Here is a 15357-nt window from a genome sequence, read left to right as displayed (position 1 = left end):
CGGCTCACTCGCGAGCGACCGCCAGCGCCACCGGTGCGGTCCGGGTCGCCGCGAGCGTGCTCCAGATGCTCGCCGCGGCGGTCGCGATGAACGCGCCGGGCACCAGCAGGGCCAGGAGTTCCCAGGGCACCACGACGAGCGGCCGGCCGACGGCCCGGGCGGACGCCGTGCCGAGTCCGGCCAGCGCGCCCGCCGCCACGAGCAGACCGAGGAACAGGCCGATCGCGGTGACCGCCGCCGCCTCGATCAACGCCATCCGTACGACCTGCGACCGGCTCATCCCGGTGAGCCGGACGACCGCGAACTCCACCTCGCGTTCGGCACCGGCGATCACCACGGCGTTGACGACGGCGACGGCGGCGTAGAGACCGCCGAGGCCGACGAGCACCGCGAAGATCGCCATATTGCCCTTCTGCTGCGCGGCCGCCTCGTCGTCGGCCCACTTCGCCACCGTGCGGACGGTGCCGATCCCCGCCGCGCGGATCCGCGCGGCGACCTGTGACGGAGCGGCGCCCGGGCCGACCTGGACGACCGTCCGGGTCGGCGCCTTGGCGATCATGTCCGCCGGGACGAGGTCGCGCGGGACGAGGAAGCCGTCCGCGCCGTTCTCCAGGACGGGGGCGAGCAGGGCGACGATCCGCACCCGTACGCGCCGCGCGCCGATCCGGACGGTGGCCGGCTGTCCACGCCGCAGGCCCTCCTCGCTGAGGCCGGGCCCGACCGCGATCGTCGCACCGTGCAACCGTTCCAGGGAGCCGGACCGCGGCGGGCGCCGGTGGGTCCGGCCGTACGCCGCCGGGTCGATCGCGACGATCCCCGAGTAGTAGGTGTGCCGCCGGACCGTGACCGAGATGGGGACGGTCGACTCCGGCGACGCGGCCGCGACGCCCGGCACGCCCGCGATCCGGGCGGCCTGGGCGCCGTTCGAGTCGACGACCAGTTCGCCCGCCACGAGTCGTCGCTGTTCCTCGCCGGCCATCCTGCCGAGTGATTCCAGGGCCCCCATCAGGCCGACGACCAGGGACACCAGCACGATCAGCGGCGCGGCCGTGGAGGCGCTGCGCCGTACGCCGTCCCGCAGGTTCGCCTGGGCGATCTCGCCCAGGGTGGTCCGCCGCAGCGCGCGGCCGAGCAGCCCGCCGACGAGCGGTACGACCAGGGGACTCAGCAGGCTCAGAGCCACCGCGCCCACCACCGACACGGTCATCGCGATGAGGAGCGCGCCGAGCACGTCGACGTGGCCGGTCTGCCCGGCGGCGACCAGCCAGATCACGCACGCCAGCAGGGAGAGACCGAACACCCAGCGGGCGGCGGTCATCACGCGGGCGGCGCGCCCGGTGGCCCGGAGCGCCTCCAGCGGACGCACGAGCGCGGCCCGCCGCGCGGCCGTGAGCACGCCCAGCACCGCCACCGTGAGGCCGACACAGCCCGACGCCAGCATGATCCCGGCGTCCAGCCGCGGGGAGACCCCGCCGGGCAGGAACCCGAACGCCGCCAGCAGCCACCCCTGGACCCAGGTACCGGGGACGCCGAGCAGGACGCCCGCCCCGGAACCCACCGCGCCGAGCAGCGCCGCCTCCGCGAGCAGCAGGCCCACGAGCTGAAGGCGGCTCGCCCCGGCGAGCCGCAGCAGCGCGAGCTCACGGCGCCGCTGCGCCACGGTGAACGCGAACGTCGAGCCCACGATGAACAGCGCGAGGAACCCGGCCAGCATGACCGTCATGCCGAGAAGCGTCGCGGCGCCCGCGTAGGAGTCCTGGATCCGCTCCCTGGCCTGCCCGGACACGCCGGCGGGGATCCGGGCGTCGGCGACCGCGGCCATCATCGACAGCGAGGACTGCATCAGCGCGACGCCCAGCGCGACGGCCAGGATCGCGCCGGCGAACATGCGCCGATGTTCCCGGAAGTTGCTCCACGCGAGCCACGGCATGCTCAACCCTCCAGCCGTGCGAGCCGATCGGCGACCTCCCGGGCCGACGGGCGGATCGCGCGGTCGACGATCCGTCCGTCCGACAGGAACACCACCGCGTCCGCCCGAGCCGCCGCGACGGGGTCGTGGGTGACCATGACGATCGTCTGCCCGGCCGAGTCGACCATCTCCCGTAGCAGCCCGAGCACCGTACGGGCCGATCCGGAGTCCAGCGCGCCGGTCGGCTCGTCGGCGAACAGCACCGCCGGCCGGGTCACCATCGCCCGCGCGATCGCCACCCGCTACTGCTGCCCGCCCGACAGCTCCCGTGGCCGGTGCCGCAGCCGGTCCCCCAGGCCGACGGCCCCCAGCACGTCCTGCACGGCCTGCCGGGAGACCTTGCGCCCGGCGAGCCGCAGCGGCAGCGCGACGTTCTGCTCGGCGGTCAGGGAGCCGACCAGGTTGAAGGTCTGGAACACGAACCCGACGGTCCGCCGCCGCAGTGAGGTCAGCGCCCAGTCCTGCGCCGAGGTGATGTCGCGGCCGGTCAGCAGTACCTGTCCGCCGGTCGCCCGCTCCAGACCGGCCGCGCAGTGCAGGAGGGTCGACTTCCCGGACCCCGAGGGCCCCATCACCGCCGTCCACGACCCGGCCGGGAACCCGATGCTCACCCCGTCCAGCGCCCGGACCGCGGCCTCGCCCTTCCCGTACTCCCTGCTGACCTCGCGCAACTCCACCGCGGGCGCGGCCGGCCCCGCGGCCCATGGCCGCCCGATCCCCTGTCCCACCGTCATAGGACGATCCCATCGCCCCGGCCGCTCGGACACATCAGGGCGAAGCACCGACCCGAGGTATACCTGGCCCTACCCCCGCCCTACCGGACGGCCGCCACCTCCCCCGGGAGCGCGACAGGCCACGGCCGCGTGACCGGAAGGCTCGGCACCGCGGCCGCGAAGCGGAATGTCGCGGAACTCCCGGCGCGTCCGGGGCGGAACGCTCGGTGATCGCAAGTGCAGATCACCGGAAACCGCCACAGGTCGCTTGCCGGCTCGGGCGTTCGCCGAGCGTTGTCGCCGCCCTCCGGTCCGCGGCCCCGATCATCCGCCGTAGGTGGCCTCGGACTCCCCCAGGACCGTGGCGAAGTCCGCGGCGAGGCGCTCGGCGTCCGCCGGGGACAGCGCGGCCGTGGTGATCCGCACTCCCGGCGCCGAGTCGATGCGGAATCGCGCGCCGGCGGCGACCCACCATCCGTGCGTCCGCAGCCCGTTGACCACGGCCGACTCGTCCCTCACCGGCACCCAGACGTTCATGCCGCTCGCGCCGTGGGCCGCGATCCCGCGCCGCCGAAGCTCGGTGATCAGGTTCCGCCGTCGTTCGTCGTACGCCTCACGCGCCTCTGCCACGAGCGTCCTCGCCCGTACGTGGGTCATCAGCCCCAGCACCGTCTCCTGGAGGAGGTGGCTCACCCAGCCGGACGTGAGCATGAGCCGACCGTCGTGCCGGGCCGCCGTGGTCGGGTCACATGCGGCGGCCGCCCATCGCAGGTCGGGTCCGAGGGACTTGGTCACGGTCCGGACGTGCGCCCATCGCGCTAGGCCGCCCTCGCTGAGCGAGTTCAGGCGTGCGCCGGCGATCTGCGAGGCGTGGTCGTTCTCGATCAGGAGCACGTCGCCGGCCTCGCGGAGGACCTCGACCAGCGCGTCGCGGCGCGCCGTAGAGAGGCATCCGCCGAAGGGGTTCTGCGCGCGGGGGCCGCACACGACGGCGCGCGCCCCGGAACGGAGCGCGGCGCGCAGCGCCTCGGGCCGCATCCCCTCGTCGTCCACCCGGACCGCGGCCGTGCGCAACCCGAGGGCGGGGACCAGGTCGAGCAGATGGTGGTAGCCGGGGTCCTCCACGGCCACCGCGTCGCCGGGCCGCAGTTCGACGGAGAGCAGCCGCCCGATCAGGTCCAGGGCGCCGTGCGCGAACGTCACGTGGCCCACCGGCACGCCGTCGGGGCCCATCCAATCCCGCACGGCCTCTTCCAGACGCGGCAGGCGCGGTGCCGAGCGGTGCGGGCGGACGCCGGAGAAGAACCGCGTCTCCACGGCGGGCAGGAACGCCGGGTCGGGATGGCCGCCCGCCAGATCACGCAGCCCTGCCGGCACCTTCGGCGGCCGCCGGGACGCCACGGCCGGAGCGGGGGCCACCACCGTGCCGCCGCGCCCGTGCGTGACCACGATGCCGCGCTGCCGGAGGTCCTTGTAGGCCGTTGCGACCGTTCCGGGGCTGACTCCGAGGTCCTCCGCGAGTCCGCGCACGGACGGCAGCGCGGCCCCGGGCGCCAGCACGCCGTCGGCCACGGACCGTTCGACGGAGGCGGCAATGGCCTTGGCCGTCGCGCCCTTGATCCCATATTGTGTTGCCACGTACTACATTTTGTATCAATACATAGTTCGTCGCAAGAGAATTCGAGGTGGCGGTGTGAGTTCGAGCCGCGGGTGGGCCAGACTTCGCGTCACCATCCCCGGAGGCCGGGACGGTCGCCGGATGATCTGGGTCGCCCTCGTCGACAGAGTGGGCAGCGGCCTGTGGGCCGCCACCTCGGTCCTCTACTTCACCTACGTCGCCCGGCTCACCGTGGCCCAGATCGGCGTCCTCGTCGCCGCCTCAGGGATCATCGGCATCGCGGGAGCCCCCGTCGGCGGCCGACTCGCGGACCGGTTCCCGGCGACCCGGGTGCTGGCCGGCTTCCAGTTCCTGCGCGCCGCTGCCAGTCTCGGTCTCCTGCTCGCCGCGGACCACATCGCGCTGCTCATGATCTGCTCGGCCATGGCCGGATTCGGCTACCGGGCCGCCAGTGTCCTGACCCGGCTGTACGCCTCACGCATCGCGGGCGCCGAGCGCGTGCGCTATCAGGCCGTCAACCGTACGGTCGCCAACGCCGGGTGGGCCCTGGGCGGCCTCGGCGCGGCGGCGGCCCTCGCCGTGGGCACGACCTTCGCCTACCGGTCCCTGCTCCTCGGCGACGCGCTCTCGTTCGTGGTCATCGCGCTGATCACCCTGCGCTGTGTGGAAGCCGGCCCGACGGCCGGCGCCGTTCCTCAGGACGCGGCCGCCGCCCCGACCGCGGTGGCGTCTCCCTGGCGCGACCGGACCTATCTGGCGTACGTCGCCACCGAGACGGTCCTCTTCTTCCACGACGCCGTGTTCACGGTCGGCCTTCCGCTCTGGGCCATCCATGCCACCGAGGCACCACACGCCCTCGTCCCCTTCCTGCTGGTGGTGAACAACGTGCTGGTGGTCGGCCTGCAGATGCCTCTCGCGCGCCTCGGTGCCACCACTCACGCGGCCCGCGCCCTCCTCCTCCCGCTCTCCCTCATGTTCGCCGTGGCCGCCGCCGCCATCGCGACGTCCGCCGCCGGTGGAGCCGTGCTCGCGAGCGTGTGCCTCGTCGCGGCGGCCACGGCCTTCACTCTGGCCGAGATGGTCCACGCCACCGTCTCCTGGGAACTGTCGATCGCGCTGGCTCCCGACGAGAACCAGGGCGCCTATCTCGGCGTCCACGGCCTGGCGCAGGCGACTCAGCGCGCCGCCGGTCCGATGGCGGTGACCGCCGCGATCAGCGTCGGCCCCGTCGGCTGGCTCTTCTTCGGCCTGGCCATCGCGGGCGCCTGCCTGGTCCAGCACCGCCTCGTACGCCGTCCCCTGGGCATGGACGGTGGCCCATGGACCGATCCCGTCGGTCAGACCGCGTCGTAGGACGTCAGGTGGTCCGGTCGGGTACGGCCGCGTCGGCGATCACTTCGGCGGGTCGCGGCGAGGGGCCACCGCGCCGAAGAGGGGCCAGCCGTCGACCCGTACGGTCGTGGTGTCACGCAACCAGCCGGGCGAGGTCCCGGACCTCACGGGGAGCCACCGGATCGAGGTAGGGCCAGGCCTCATTGCGCCAAGGCGTACGCACGGCCGGTTACCGTACGTACGTGGCAGATTCCGCGGCTCGTACCGCGCTGGAGGCGGTGCTCCGGCGCCGTTTCCTGATCAGCGGCTGGCCGTGGCGGTGCCTGGCCTACCTGGTCACGTCGGCGGTGCCGCTGGTCGCGATGGCCGTGCCGATCCTGCTGTTCGGGGTGCCGTGGGTGTTCGCGCTGCGGCGGGCCGCGGACGGCGGCCGGGCACCGCTCACCGTCGCCCTGCTCGTGACGCTCGGCGTACTGCTCGTCGCGGGCGTCGGCCCGCTGTTCGCCGTTCCGCTGGCCGAGCTGGAGCGTCGCCGGCTGCGCCTCGTGGACGCCCGGCCGATCGAGTCGGGGCACCGTACGGCCCGGGGCTCGTGGGCCTGGCTGCGCACCCGCTACACCGAGGCGGTGACCTGGCGAGAGCTGGGCTACATCTGTCTGCTCGGCGCGGTGGCACCGGCGCTGTACATGGCGCTGCTGGCGTTCGCGCTGGTGGTCGGGGCGTTCCTCATCAGCCCGCTGCTGGCCGATGGCACCGCGGTCGCGCTCGGGTTCGACAGCGTGACGAACGCGACGGAGGCCCTCCCCTACGCGCTCGCCGGTCTGGTGCTGCTGCCCGCCGTCCCGTACCTGACGGCGGTGGTCGCCGGGGCGCACGGGGCCGTGGCCCGGGCGCTGCTGGGACGCGGGCCGGACGAACGGCTGCGGGCCGAACTCGTCGAGGTGTCGCGGTCCCGGGCGCGGCTGGTCGACGCGTTCGAGGCCGAGCGCCGGCGCATCGAGCGGGACCTGCACGACGGCGCGCAGCAGCGCCTGCTGGGGCTCACGCTGCACCTGGGCATGGCCCGGCTGGACCTCCCGCCCGGCTCCCCCGCGGCCCAGAACGTCGCCGACGCGCACGAACAGGCCAAACTGCTCATGACGGAGCTACGGGAGTTGATCCGCGGCATCCACCCGCGGGTGCTCACCGACCGGGGACTGCCCGCCGCGCTGCGCGAGCTCGCCGACCGGTCCGCCGTCCCCGTGACCGTCGACGCCGACCTGCCGGGTCGGCTGCCGGCCCATGTCGAAGGGACCGCGTACTTCGTCGTCGTCGAAGCGCTGAACAACATCGCCAAGCACAGCGGCGCCGCCGAGGCCGTGGTCGCCGTACGCCGGCGGGGCGACCTGCTGACCGTGGAGGTCCGCGACGACGGCGAGGGCGGAGCGGACCCGCGCGCGGGGTCCGGGCTGACCGGCCTGGCGGACCGGGTCGCCGTGATCGACGGCAGAATGCTCCTGTCGAGCCCGGTGGGCGGGCCGACCGTCGTCCAAGTGGAGCTTCCGTGCGGGAAAGAGTAGTCCTCGCCGAGGACGGGGTGCTGCTGCGTGAGGGGCTGGCCGGCCTGCTCGGCCGGTTCGGCTTCGAGGTGGCGGCCACGGTCGGCGACGCCGACGCGCTCCTGACCGCCGTGGCCGAACACCGGCCGGACCTCGTCGTGACCGACATCCGGATGCCTCCCGGATTCACCGACGAGGGGCTGCGCGCCGCCGTCGAGCTGCGGCGCGCCGACCCCGGACTGGCCGTGGTGGCGCTGAGCCAGTACGTCGAACTGAGCTACGCGGCCGACCTGCTCGACTCCGGGGACGGCCGGGGCGTGGGGTACCTCCTCAAGGACCGGGTGGTCGACGTCGAGGAGTTCGTCGCCGCCCTGCGCCGCGTGCTCGACGGGGGAACCGTCGTCGATCCCCAGGTCGTACGGCAGTTGCTGCGCCGCCGGCGCGATCCGCTGGCGCGGCTGTCGGCGCGCGAACGCGAGGTGCTCGGCCTGATCGCCGAAGGGCACTCCAACACCGCGATCGCCCGGATCCTCGTCATCTCCGAGGCGACCGTCGGCAAGCACGTCGGCAGCATCCTCACCAAGCTCGACCTGCCTCCGACGGAGGACACGCATCGCAGGGTCCTGGCGGTCCTCGCCTATCTGCGCAGCGGCACGGGTGGATGAACACGAGCGTCCGGCCTCATCCGTGAGCGGCGGCGGGCGCACACGACCGCTCCGCCCACGCCGACCATGACGTGAGCGGCGTCGGTGCACACGAGACGCCGCCCACGCCGGCCGTGACGTGAGCGGCGGCGGGTGGCACCGCCGCCGCTCACGGCCCCCTTCTTCAAGCCGGCCGCCCGCCGCGCGGGCACCCGCTCGAAGTCGGCGACGCCGCCCGGCCCCGCGTCGGGGCCGGGCGGCCACCGCGTACGGACGGCTTCCCCCGCCAGGTCACCGCCCGTACGCGGCGCTCACCTCACCGGGCCCGCACCTCCGCGCGGGGTACCCTCGTCCAGATACTTCTCGAGGTAGACGGTGACGGTGCCACCGGTGACCTTGCGATCGACCTCCCGCCACTCGAACGTGCGGTACAGCGCGAGCGCGGCCCGTTGCCGCACCGTCGTGTCGGCCCGGAGCACGCGGTAGCCGAGTTCGGCGGCGCGCTGCTCCAGGACGGTGACGAGCAGCGCGCCGTAGCCCCGGCCCTGCAGGTCGGGCCGGACGCGCAGGCGCACCATCTCGGCGGTGACGGCGTCGACGCGCCGTAGGCCGCCGAGCGCCGCCATCTCGCCGCGTACTTCTCCGACCAGGAACTCGCCCCGGTCGCGTAGGTAGATCTCCTCGATGCGAGCGAAATCGTCGTCGTAGTACACGCCGTCGCCCGGACGCACCCCCACCCGGAACAGGCACTCCTGGTGGAGGGTGAACGCCGCCTCCTGGTCACGAGCGGTGTAGCGCCGCAGGTGGAGGCCGGCGACCTCCCACACGGGCGGTTCGTACGACAGCCGCTGCACGCTCGCCGAGATGCCTCCCGGCAGGCGGGCCACCCGTCAGGCCTGCTTTCGGGTGATGCCCACCGTGGCCGGACCGGCGAGTGCGTCACGGAACTCGCGGGCCGCCCGGATGTCTCCGTACTGCGCGACCACCGCGCTGGCGAGCTGACGGGCCCGGTGGATCACGATGTCAGTCCGGTGCGCGGCCGACACCGCGAGGATGGTCTCCTTGGCGGTGCGCAGCGCCTCTTCGGGCTCTCCTTCCTGGAGCCGGCACGACGCGCGGTCGAGCCATATGAGCGTGCGGTCGAGTTCCTCGGTCGCGGGGTAGAGGGTCAGCGCCTTGCGGAGCGTCTCCTCGGCGTTCCCGTGATCGCCGAGGTTGGTGTAGGTGTCGCCCGTGTGGAAGGCCAGTTGGCGCTCGGTGTAGCCGAAGGCAGTGTCCTTGACCTGGTCCTTTCCGAGTTGGGAGAAGACCGCCTGGCCGCGGGCGATCGCGCGCTTGGCGCTGGGGGTCGCCTCGTTGCGGCCCCGCTTGACGAGCATGCCGAGCGCGCGCGCCTCGACGATCGGGGCCATGGCGCCGGCCACGCTGGGTACGCGGCCGGCCAGGTCCTGCGCCCGGCGGGCCAGGTGCAGTGCCTCACGGGGATCCCCGTAGTACATCGGGACGAGCGACTCGCGCACGCTCACCCAGGCCCGGAGCGCCCGGTCGCCGGTCTCGTCGGCGGCCGTCCGCGCCGTGCGGAAGAAGGAGCGGGAGAGGCGGTGGTCGCCCAGATCGATCATGATGACGCCGGACAGACCGGACAGTTTCGCCGCGATGCGGCAGAGTCTTTCCTGCAGCTCGATCGGTTGCCGCTGCTCGCACATCCGGCGCACCTCGCTGAAGTCCAGCAGGACGTCGCAGAGCAGCCGCAGCGGTGGGGTGGACATGTACTGCTGTCCGTACCCCTGGACGGTCTCCTCCCACTGGTCGAGCATGGTCGGGGACACCGAGGCGTTGACCAGGGTGTCGTCCATGCGGCGGCGGATGCCGTCCACCGCCCCCAGGATCTGGCCGTCGAGCACCACGCCTGCTCCGGCCAGGAGTTGCAGGAGAGTTCGCCGAAGCACTATGTCCTCCTCGTCTCCGTCCGTGCCGCTCGCCGGGCCTTCGGCGCGGTAATGAACCCGGGAGAGGCGTGGATCGGAGGTTCGTTCGAATTTGGCCGCCCATTCGCTGCCGCCGGTGACGACGGTTCGCGGCCCGATCACACTGTCGGGCTCGCGGGGGCCGGTCTCCTGGACGCCGGCGCGTGGGCGGTCGTGCCGGTTGCCGCAGACGCACGGTCCTTGAAGACCGAGGTCCGCGGGCTCTACGCGATAAACGCCGCAGAGGTAGTGCAGATATTCGGGACCCGGGCGCTTGTAGCCGCTCTCGTACGCCGACAGCAGCGTCTCACCGAGCTTGGGACGAGGTTTTCCCTCGAGCTCGTACAGCGCCCTGACCTGGGCGACGACATCGGACAGGGCGATGCCGTGCGCGAGTCGCTGGGCTTTGATCTGACTGGTTCCGAAGATCGGCGCGCATTGATCGTGAATTTCCCGTGCGATGTCCGGCGGCGCGAGGCCCTGGGCCAGTCCACGGGCACGGATACGACGTGCCGTATCAGCCTCTTTGCGAGGTGGGTCCTTTTTGCGGGGATCTGTTACTTCCGCACTTGGGGGATCTGTCATTCCCGGCCTCCTCGGGGGGAAAGAGCCGACCGGATAACTCATGGCCACGGAGATGAAATCTCGCGTACGCAGCGTAACTCCGGCATCGCCGTACGCCAACTGAATCAGTCAGATAGAGGTGCGTTACGGTCGCACTCCCCATACCGGAGCAGAAAAAGCTTCAACGTCAGTAGAAAAACTTCTACCCGAGTGGACAGATGTTGGTCCCCGGCCGGGCCGGCGGTCCCTTGACCGCTCTTACGGGGCTTGCGATCCTCGCACCGCGTAACGAGGTGAGTTCACCGTGTGAGTGAGGGAGGCACGCTCCGTGTTCGACGAACGTCGACTGGGATACCTCGAAGGACTGGTGCGGGAGTTAGGCGAACGCGGCCTGGTGGCCCGCGTGGTCCGCAGCCGGTCCGGCCCGGCGTTCTGCCGGGTCGTCAACCCGGACGCCGCGAGCATGTCGGAGAACGTCATGTGCGCGCCGGCGCCGGACATCCCCGACCAGCGGTCCTGGTACTTCTGGTGGTCCTGGGGCGAGCCCATGCACCAGGTCGACGACCCCTGCGGCGCCGCCGTGAAGGTGGCCCGCGTTCTGGAGGCGCGCGGCGCCTAGGGAGTGCCCGACAGAGAGCCAGCGGACACCCCTGAAGATCCCCCCGCGGAGCCGGTTGCCAGTGGCGCGGACTGACCGGCTCCGCGGGGCCCGCGCGGCGCGCATGCCCCGGATGGCACCAGGGACCCGCCGTCGTCGCCTACGATCCATCCCGTAGGTTCGCCGGTCCAACGCGGTCGCCGATCACGGGCGCCGCTCGGGAGGATGTCTCGTGTTCGCGCGTCTTGCGATGTCGGTCTTGCCGTCCATGAGCGGGAAGACGTCGGTCAAAGACGCCTGCATGACCGATCCGACGCCGAAGCAGCCCGACCACATCACCACGGGTTGCCGGCTCACCTGGAACCTCACGCACAACGGCGACCTCGCCCACTGGTACCACGTCTGGCTCGACGGCAGCAGCCCGATCACCTGGACCGTGAAGCTGATCCTCACGATCGTGATCGCGTACGTTCTGCGCCGGCTGACGCACAAGCTGATCACCAAGGTCACGATGCGGATGGCCGAGGGCACCATGCCCGAGCGGCTCCGCGAGAAGACCCGCACGATCTTCGACGGCAGCCCCGTGCTGGTCAGCGAGCGGCGCAGGCAGCGCGCCGAGACGATGGGGTCGGTGCTGCGCAGCATCTCCTCGGTGATCATCCTCGGTGCCGCGACGCTCACCGTGCTGGGGTATTTCGGGCTCAACCTCACGCCGTTCCTGGCCAGCGCCAGCATCATCGGCGTCGCCATCGCCTTCGGCGCGCAGAACCTCGTCAAGGACTTCCTCACCGGCATGTTCATGCTGCTGGAGGACCAGTACGGCGTCGGTGACGTGATCGACGTCGGCAGTGCCAAGGGCACGGTCGAGGCGGTCACCCTGCGCACGACGCGCCTGCGCGACGCCGACGGGGTCGTCTGGTACGTCCCGAACGGGGAGATCAAGCGGGTCGGCAACGAGTCCCAGAACTGGGCCCGCGTCGTCCTCGACGTCCCGGTCGAGTACGACGTCGACCTGGACAAGGTCCGTACGCTCCTGAGCGAGACCGCCTCGGCCATGGCCGCCGAGCCGCCGTGGGACGAGATCATCCTGGAGGACCCGACGGTCTGGGGCGTGCAGGCCCTGTCCAACGAGGCGGTCGTCGTCCGCGTCGTCTGCAAGACGGCCCCCGGTCAGCAGGGCGACGCCGCGCGGGAGCTGCGCGAGCGCCTCAAGAAGGCGCTCGACTCGGCCGGGCTGTCCATCGCGGCCTTCACGGCCGCGTAGGCTGGGGCGCGTCATGACACAAGAGGTCACTTTCTACGAAGCGGTCGGCGGCGAGGAGACCTTCCGCCGCCTGGTACACCGGTTCTACGAAGGGGTGGCCGCCGACCCGCTGCTGCGCCCGATGTACCCCGAAGAGGATCTCGGTCCGGCCGAGGAGCGGCTCCGGCTCTTCCTGATCCAGTACTGGGGCGGTCCGCGCACGTACGGCGAGCGGCGCGGCCATCCGCGGCTGCGCATGCGGCACGTGCCCTTCCGGATCGGCGAGGCCGAGCACGACGCCTGGCTCGGCCACATGCGCAGCGCCGTCGAGGAGCTGCAGCTTCCCGAGCCGCTGGAGACGATGCTCTGGGACTACCTCGTGATGGCGGCGAACACCCTCATCAACGCACCGGGCTGAGTCACGGCCGCGCGCCGGCCGCCGTCGCGGCCTCGGCGCGGGCCGGCGCCCGCTCGGACCGTACGGGGAGCAGCAGACCCGCGACGATGGGGAACGCCACCGCGACCGCGAAGGCCGTCCCGTAGTCCGACCCGCCGATGAGGGAGCCGAGCACCGGCGGGGTCGCCGCGGCGAGGAGGTTCTGGCCGGTGTTCTGGAAGCCGAGCGCCCGCCCGGCCCAGGCCCGCCCGGCGTACTCCGCCACCGCCGTGAAGGCCAGCCCGTTGGGGGTCACGGTGATCACCGCGGCGACGACGAGGACCGCGGTGGCCGCGCCCCAGTCCGCCAGCGCGCCGATCGTCAGGGCCAGCATCACGACGCCGATGCCGATCGACAGGACGCGCATCGGCCGCAGCCGGCTGCCCGCGCGGTCCGACCAGTGGCCGACGGCCAGCCGGGCCGCGGCCCCGCCGACCTGGGCCGCCGCCAGCAGCCGGCCGGCCGTGCCGGCGTTCCAGCCCTGCGCGTCGACGAGGTAGACGAGGGCGAACGCGGACACGGTGAACTGTGGGACCACGAGGAGCGCGCTCGCCGCGTGGATCCGCCACAGGACGGGCGTGCGGTACGGCGAGCGGCCGCCGTGCGGTTCGTCGCCCGCCGTACGGGCCGGGTCGCGGACGAGCACGGCCACCAGCAGCGCGGCGGCGAGGCAGACGCAGCCGAGGAAGACCAGGCCGCCCGCCAGACCGGCTCCGGCGGCGAGAGGCGGCAGGACGACGGCCGCCAGCCCGACGCCCAGCGGCTGCCCGGTCTGGCGTACGCCCATGGCGAGACCGCGCTCATGGGCGGCGAACCAGCCGAGGATGAGCCGGCCGCTGGCCGCGTGGATGGACGCGCCGCCCGCTCCGGCGAGGAAGAAGCAGCCGCCGAGCGGCACGGGGTGGTGCACGGTGGCCGCGGCCAGCAGCGCCGCGCCGGCCACCGTCAGGCCGGTGGCGAGGATGATCCGCTCGCCCCAGCGGTCGGCGGCCATGCCCCAGAGCGCGAGCGAGACGAGGAGGCCCGCGACCGGGCAGGAGATGAGGGTCGCGGCCTGACCGAGCGAGAGCCCGGCGTCGGCGCGCAGGGCGGGGATGAGGTACGGAAGGCCGTACTGATACGCGCACCCGGCGACCATGGCGAGCAACCCGACCCCGAGGACCAACCACCGTCTGCTCATATGGTGATATTAACGTACCAATATGTGAGACGATCAGATCGCGAAAATGACGCGCCACCGGCTCCTCGCAGGGTCCGGTGGCGCGTCTTCCGTACGACGGCCCGTCATTGCGGACGGCCGACTGTCACCGCGAGCGGCGGCTCGTCACAGCGGGGGGCGCTGGGCGAGGCTCGGGTCCTCGGCGACCTGCGGCGGGATCGAGAGCGTCCGCGCCTGCTGCGACGGGGAGACACCGGCCCAGCGGAGCAGGTCCGCGGTGGCCCGCGCCCGCTGCGCGTCGGGCAGCTTGGCGATCAGCCGGCCGCTGTGGTTCTGCCCCGGCGCCACGTAGACGGCGGAGTCGCGGCTGCCCGGACCGACGCGGAACGGCTCGGCGCCCCACGGGTCGTTCTGGCCGTAGACGAACATCATGTGGGTCGCGTGGGTGCGGACCCAGTGGTCGACGTCCTTCATCGCCGCCGGGTCGAACCGCATCGGGATGTCGCTGGGCACGTACGTCCGCGGCTGGTAGCTGCTCTCGTACCGGAGCAGCGGGCGCAGGTGCTTGAACTGCGGCGACGGCCAGCCGAGCTGGGTGCCCGCCTGGTAGTAGTACGGGATGTACGGCTCCAGGCTCTGGTCGGTGTAGGTCAGCGCGCCGGAGATCGTGTCGAAGTAGGAGTAGATGACGTCCGTCGAGGCGGTCGTCGCCGGGACGTCCGCGCACTCCGACTGCAGGTGGTACTGCCAGAACGCCCACTCGAAGTCCATCACCGAGTTCTCGAAGGCCCGGTCGACGGTCTTGATGATCTTCCAGGTGTAGCCGGCCTTCTGGGCGTCGGTGGTCATGCGGGCGAGGATCTCCGGACGCCGCTTGAGCAGCTCGCGCTGCAGGCTCTCCAGGTTGGCGCGGCACTTCGGGTCGGTGCCGACGGTCTTGAAGAACCGGTCGTACGCACTGTCGTCATTGTTGTTGACGTCGTTGGGGGCGACGTAGGCGACCGTGCCGTCGACGTCCGAGGGGTAGAAGCGCTTGTGGTAGGTGGCGGTCATGCCGCCCTTGCTGGCGCCGGTCGAGATCCACTTGCCGTGGTAGATCGTTTTGAGGGCCGTGATCAGCCGGTGCTCGTCGGTGGCGGCCTGCCAGATCGTGTCCTTCTTCCACACCGCCGGCTCGGGCCGCGACGGCGTGAAGTAGCGGTACTCCACCGAGATCTGGTTGCCGTCCACCAGCGCCGTCGGCTCCGAAAGGAACATCGTCTCGGGCGTGTTGTAGCCGCTGGTGTACAGGACCATCGGCCGGTCGGCGGACTTGTGCTCGAGCAGCACGCGCTGCTCGAACCAGCCGCGCTCCGGGTGGCGGTGGTCGACCGGCTGCCGGTAGTTCAGCCAGAACCACCGGTACCCCGACAGAGCGGAGGTCTTCTCCTCCACCGTCATGCCGGGAATCGCCTTGAGCCTGGTCAGGACGTCGTCGCCCCCGGCTCGGACGGGCGCCGCGTGCGCGGTACCGCCGAGGCCGCCCAGCCCGGCTGCCAGCAACAGTGCCAGCACTCCTCGAGAGAGGTTGCGCATT

General features: G+C 72.3%; 12 protein-coding genes and 1 pseudogene. 6 read left to right on the top strand and 7 right to left on the bottom strand.

Annotation, left to right across the window (positions count from 1 at the left end; genetic code table 11):
• Positions 1-4 precede the first annotated feature (4 nt).
• From ABD978_RS31390 to ABD978_RS31375, 3 genes and pseudogenes are all read right to left on the bottom strand, one after another.
• Positions 5-1930, bottom strand: a complete 1926-nt coding sequence (locus tag ABD978_RS31390) for an FtsX-like permease family protein (RefSeq protein WP_345362894.1) — start codon at positions 1928-1930, stop codon at positions 5-7.
• A gap of 2 nt (positions 1931-1932) precedes the next feature.
• Positions 1933-2703, bottom strand: a pseudogene (locus ABD978_RS44040) (ABC transporter ATP-binding protein).
• A gap of 303 nt (positions 2704-3006) precedes the next feature.
• A complete protein-coding gene (locus ABD978_RS31375; protein WP_345362888.1) occupies positions 3007-4320 on the bottom strand; it encodes an aminotransferase class I/II-fold pyridoxal phosphate-dependent enzyme in 1314 nt (437 codons plus the stop codon).
• Between the two features lie 121 nt (positions 4321-4441).
• Here ABD978_RS31375 and ABD978_RS31370 point away from each other — a divergent pair, with 121 nt between their 5' ends.
• The 3 genes from ABD978_RS31370 to ABD978_RS31360 all read left to right on the top strand — a co-directional run bounded on the left by ABD978_RS31370 (position 4442) and on the right by ABD978_RS31360 (position 7835).
• Positions 4442-5653 carry an MFS transporter gene (locus ABD978_RS31370; protein ID WP_345362886.1) on the top strand — a complete coding sequence of 404 codons (1212 nt, stop codon included), beginning with the start codon at positions 4442-4444 and terminating at the stop codon, positions 5651-5653.
• 221 nt (positions 5654-5874) lie between these two features.
• Positions 5875-7191 (top strand): sensor histidine kinase, encoded by a 1317-nt coding sequence (locus tag ABD978_RS31365; RefSeq protein ID WP_345362884.1) that lies wholly within the window; start codon positions 5875-5877, stop codon positions 7189-7191.
• On the top strand, positions 7176-7835 hold the full coding sequence (locus ABD978_RS31360) for a response regulator transcription factor (protein WP_345362882.1): 660 nt from the start codon (positions 7176-7178) through the stop codon (positions 7833-7835). The genes ABD978_RS31365 and ABD978_RS31360 overlap by 16 nt, the downstream gene beginning before the upstream one ends.
• A gap of 290 nt (positions 7836-8125) precedes the next feature.
• Here the strand turns inward: ABD978_RS31360 and ABD978_RS31355 are convergent, their stop codons facing one another.
• A complete protein-coding gene (locus ABD978_RS31355; RefSeq protein ID WP_345362880.1) occupies positions 8126-8701 on the bottom strand; it encodes a GNAT family N-acetyltransferase in 576 nt (191 codons plus the stop codon).
• A 3-nt stretch (positions 8702-8704) separates the two neighbouring features.
• Entirely contained in the window at positions 8705-10366 is a 1662-nt protein-coding gene (locus ABD978_RS31350; RefSeq protein ID WP_345362878.1) for an NsdA family TPR-like regulatory protein, read from the bottom strand.
• A gap of 307 nt (positions 10367-10673) precedes the next feature.
• On the opposite strand from ABD978_RS31350, the gene ABD978_RS31345 reads away from it, so the two are divergent.
• From ABD978_RS31345 to ABD978_RS31335, 3 genes are all read left to right on the top strand, one after another.
• On the top strand, positions 10674-10964 hold the full coding sequence (locus ABD978_RS31345; protein WP_345362876.1) for a hypothetical protein: 291 nt from the start codon (positions 10674-10676) through the stop codon (positions 10962-10964).
• Between the two features lie 280 nt (positions 10965-11244).
• Complete coding sequence (locus tag ABD978_RS31340; protein WP_345362874.1) at positions 11245-12207, top strand: mechanosensitive ion channel family protein; 963 nt, start codon at positions 11245-11247, stop codon at positions 12205-12207.
• Positions 12208-12220: 13 nt separating this feature from the next.
• On the top strand, positions 12221-12604 hold the full coding sequence (locus ABD978_RS31335; protein WP_425550785.1) for a globin: 384 nt from the start codon (positions 12221-12223) through the stop codon (positions 12602-12604).
• Position 12605: 1 nt separating this feature from the next.
• Here the strand turns inward: ABD978_RS31335 and ABD978_RS31330 are convergent, their stop codons facing one another.
• On the bottom strand, positions 12606-13802 hold the full coding sequence (locus tag ABD978_RS31330; protein ID WP_345362872.1) for an MFS transporter: 1197 nt from the start codon (positions 13800-13802) through the stop codon (positions 12606-12608).
• Between the two features lie 144 nt (positions 13803-13946).
• A complete protein-coding gene (locus ABD978_RS31325; protein WP_345362870.1) occupies positions 13947-15356 on the bottom strand; it encodes a S28 family serine protease in 1410 nt (469 codons plus the stop codon).
• Between the last annotated feature and the right edge of the window lies 1 nt (position 15357).

The organism is Actinoallomurus liliacearum (genome assembly GCF_039542035.1).
Lineage (GTDB): Bacteria > Actinomycetota > Actinomycetes > Streptosporangiales > Streptosporangiaceae > Actinoallomurus > Actinoallomurus liliacearum.
This window is presented reverse-complemented; position numbering and strand designations above follow the sequence as displayed.

Coding starts and splice junctions, on each gene's coding strand:
- ABD978_RS31390 (WP_345362894.1), bottom strand. CDS start 1,930: ATGCCGTGGCTCGCGTGGAGCAACTTCCGGGAACATCGGCGCATGTTC.
- ABD978_RS31370 (WP_345362886.1), top strand. CDS start 4,442: ATGATCTGGGTCGCCCTCGTCGACAGAGTGGGCAGCGGCCTGTGGGCC.
- ABD978_RS31350 (WP_345362878.1), bottom strand. CDS start 10,366: ATGACAGATCCCCCAAGTGCGGAAGTAACAGATCCCCGCAAAAAGGAC.
- ABD978_RS31340 (WP_345362874.1), top strand. CDS start 11,245: ATGACCGATCCGACGCCGAAGCAGCCCGACCACATCACCACGGGTTGC.
- ABD978_RS31335 (WP_425550785.1), top strand. CDS start 12,221: ATGACACAAGAGGTCACTTTCTACGAAGCGGTCGGCGGCGAGGAGACC.
- ABD978_RS31330 (WP_345362872.1), bottom strand. CDS start 13,802: ATGAGCAGACGGTGGTTGGTCCTCGGGGTCGGGTTGCTCGCCATGGTC.
- ABD978_RS31325 (WP_345362870.1), bottom strand. CDS start 15,356: ATGCGCAACCTCTCTCGAGGAGTGCTGGCACTGTTGCTGGCAGCCGGG.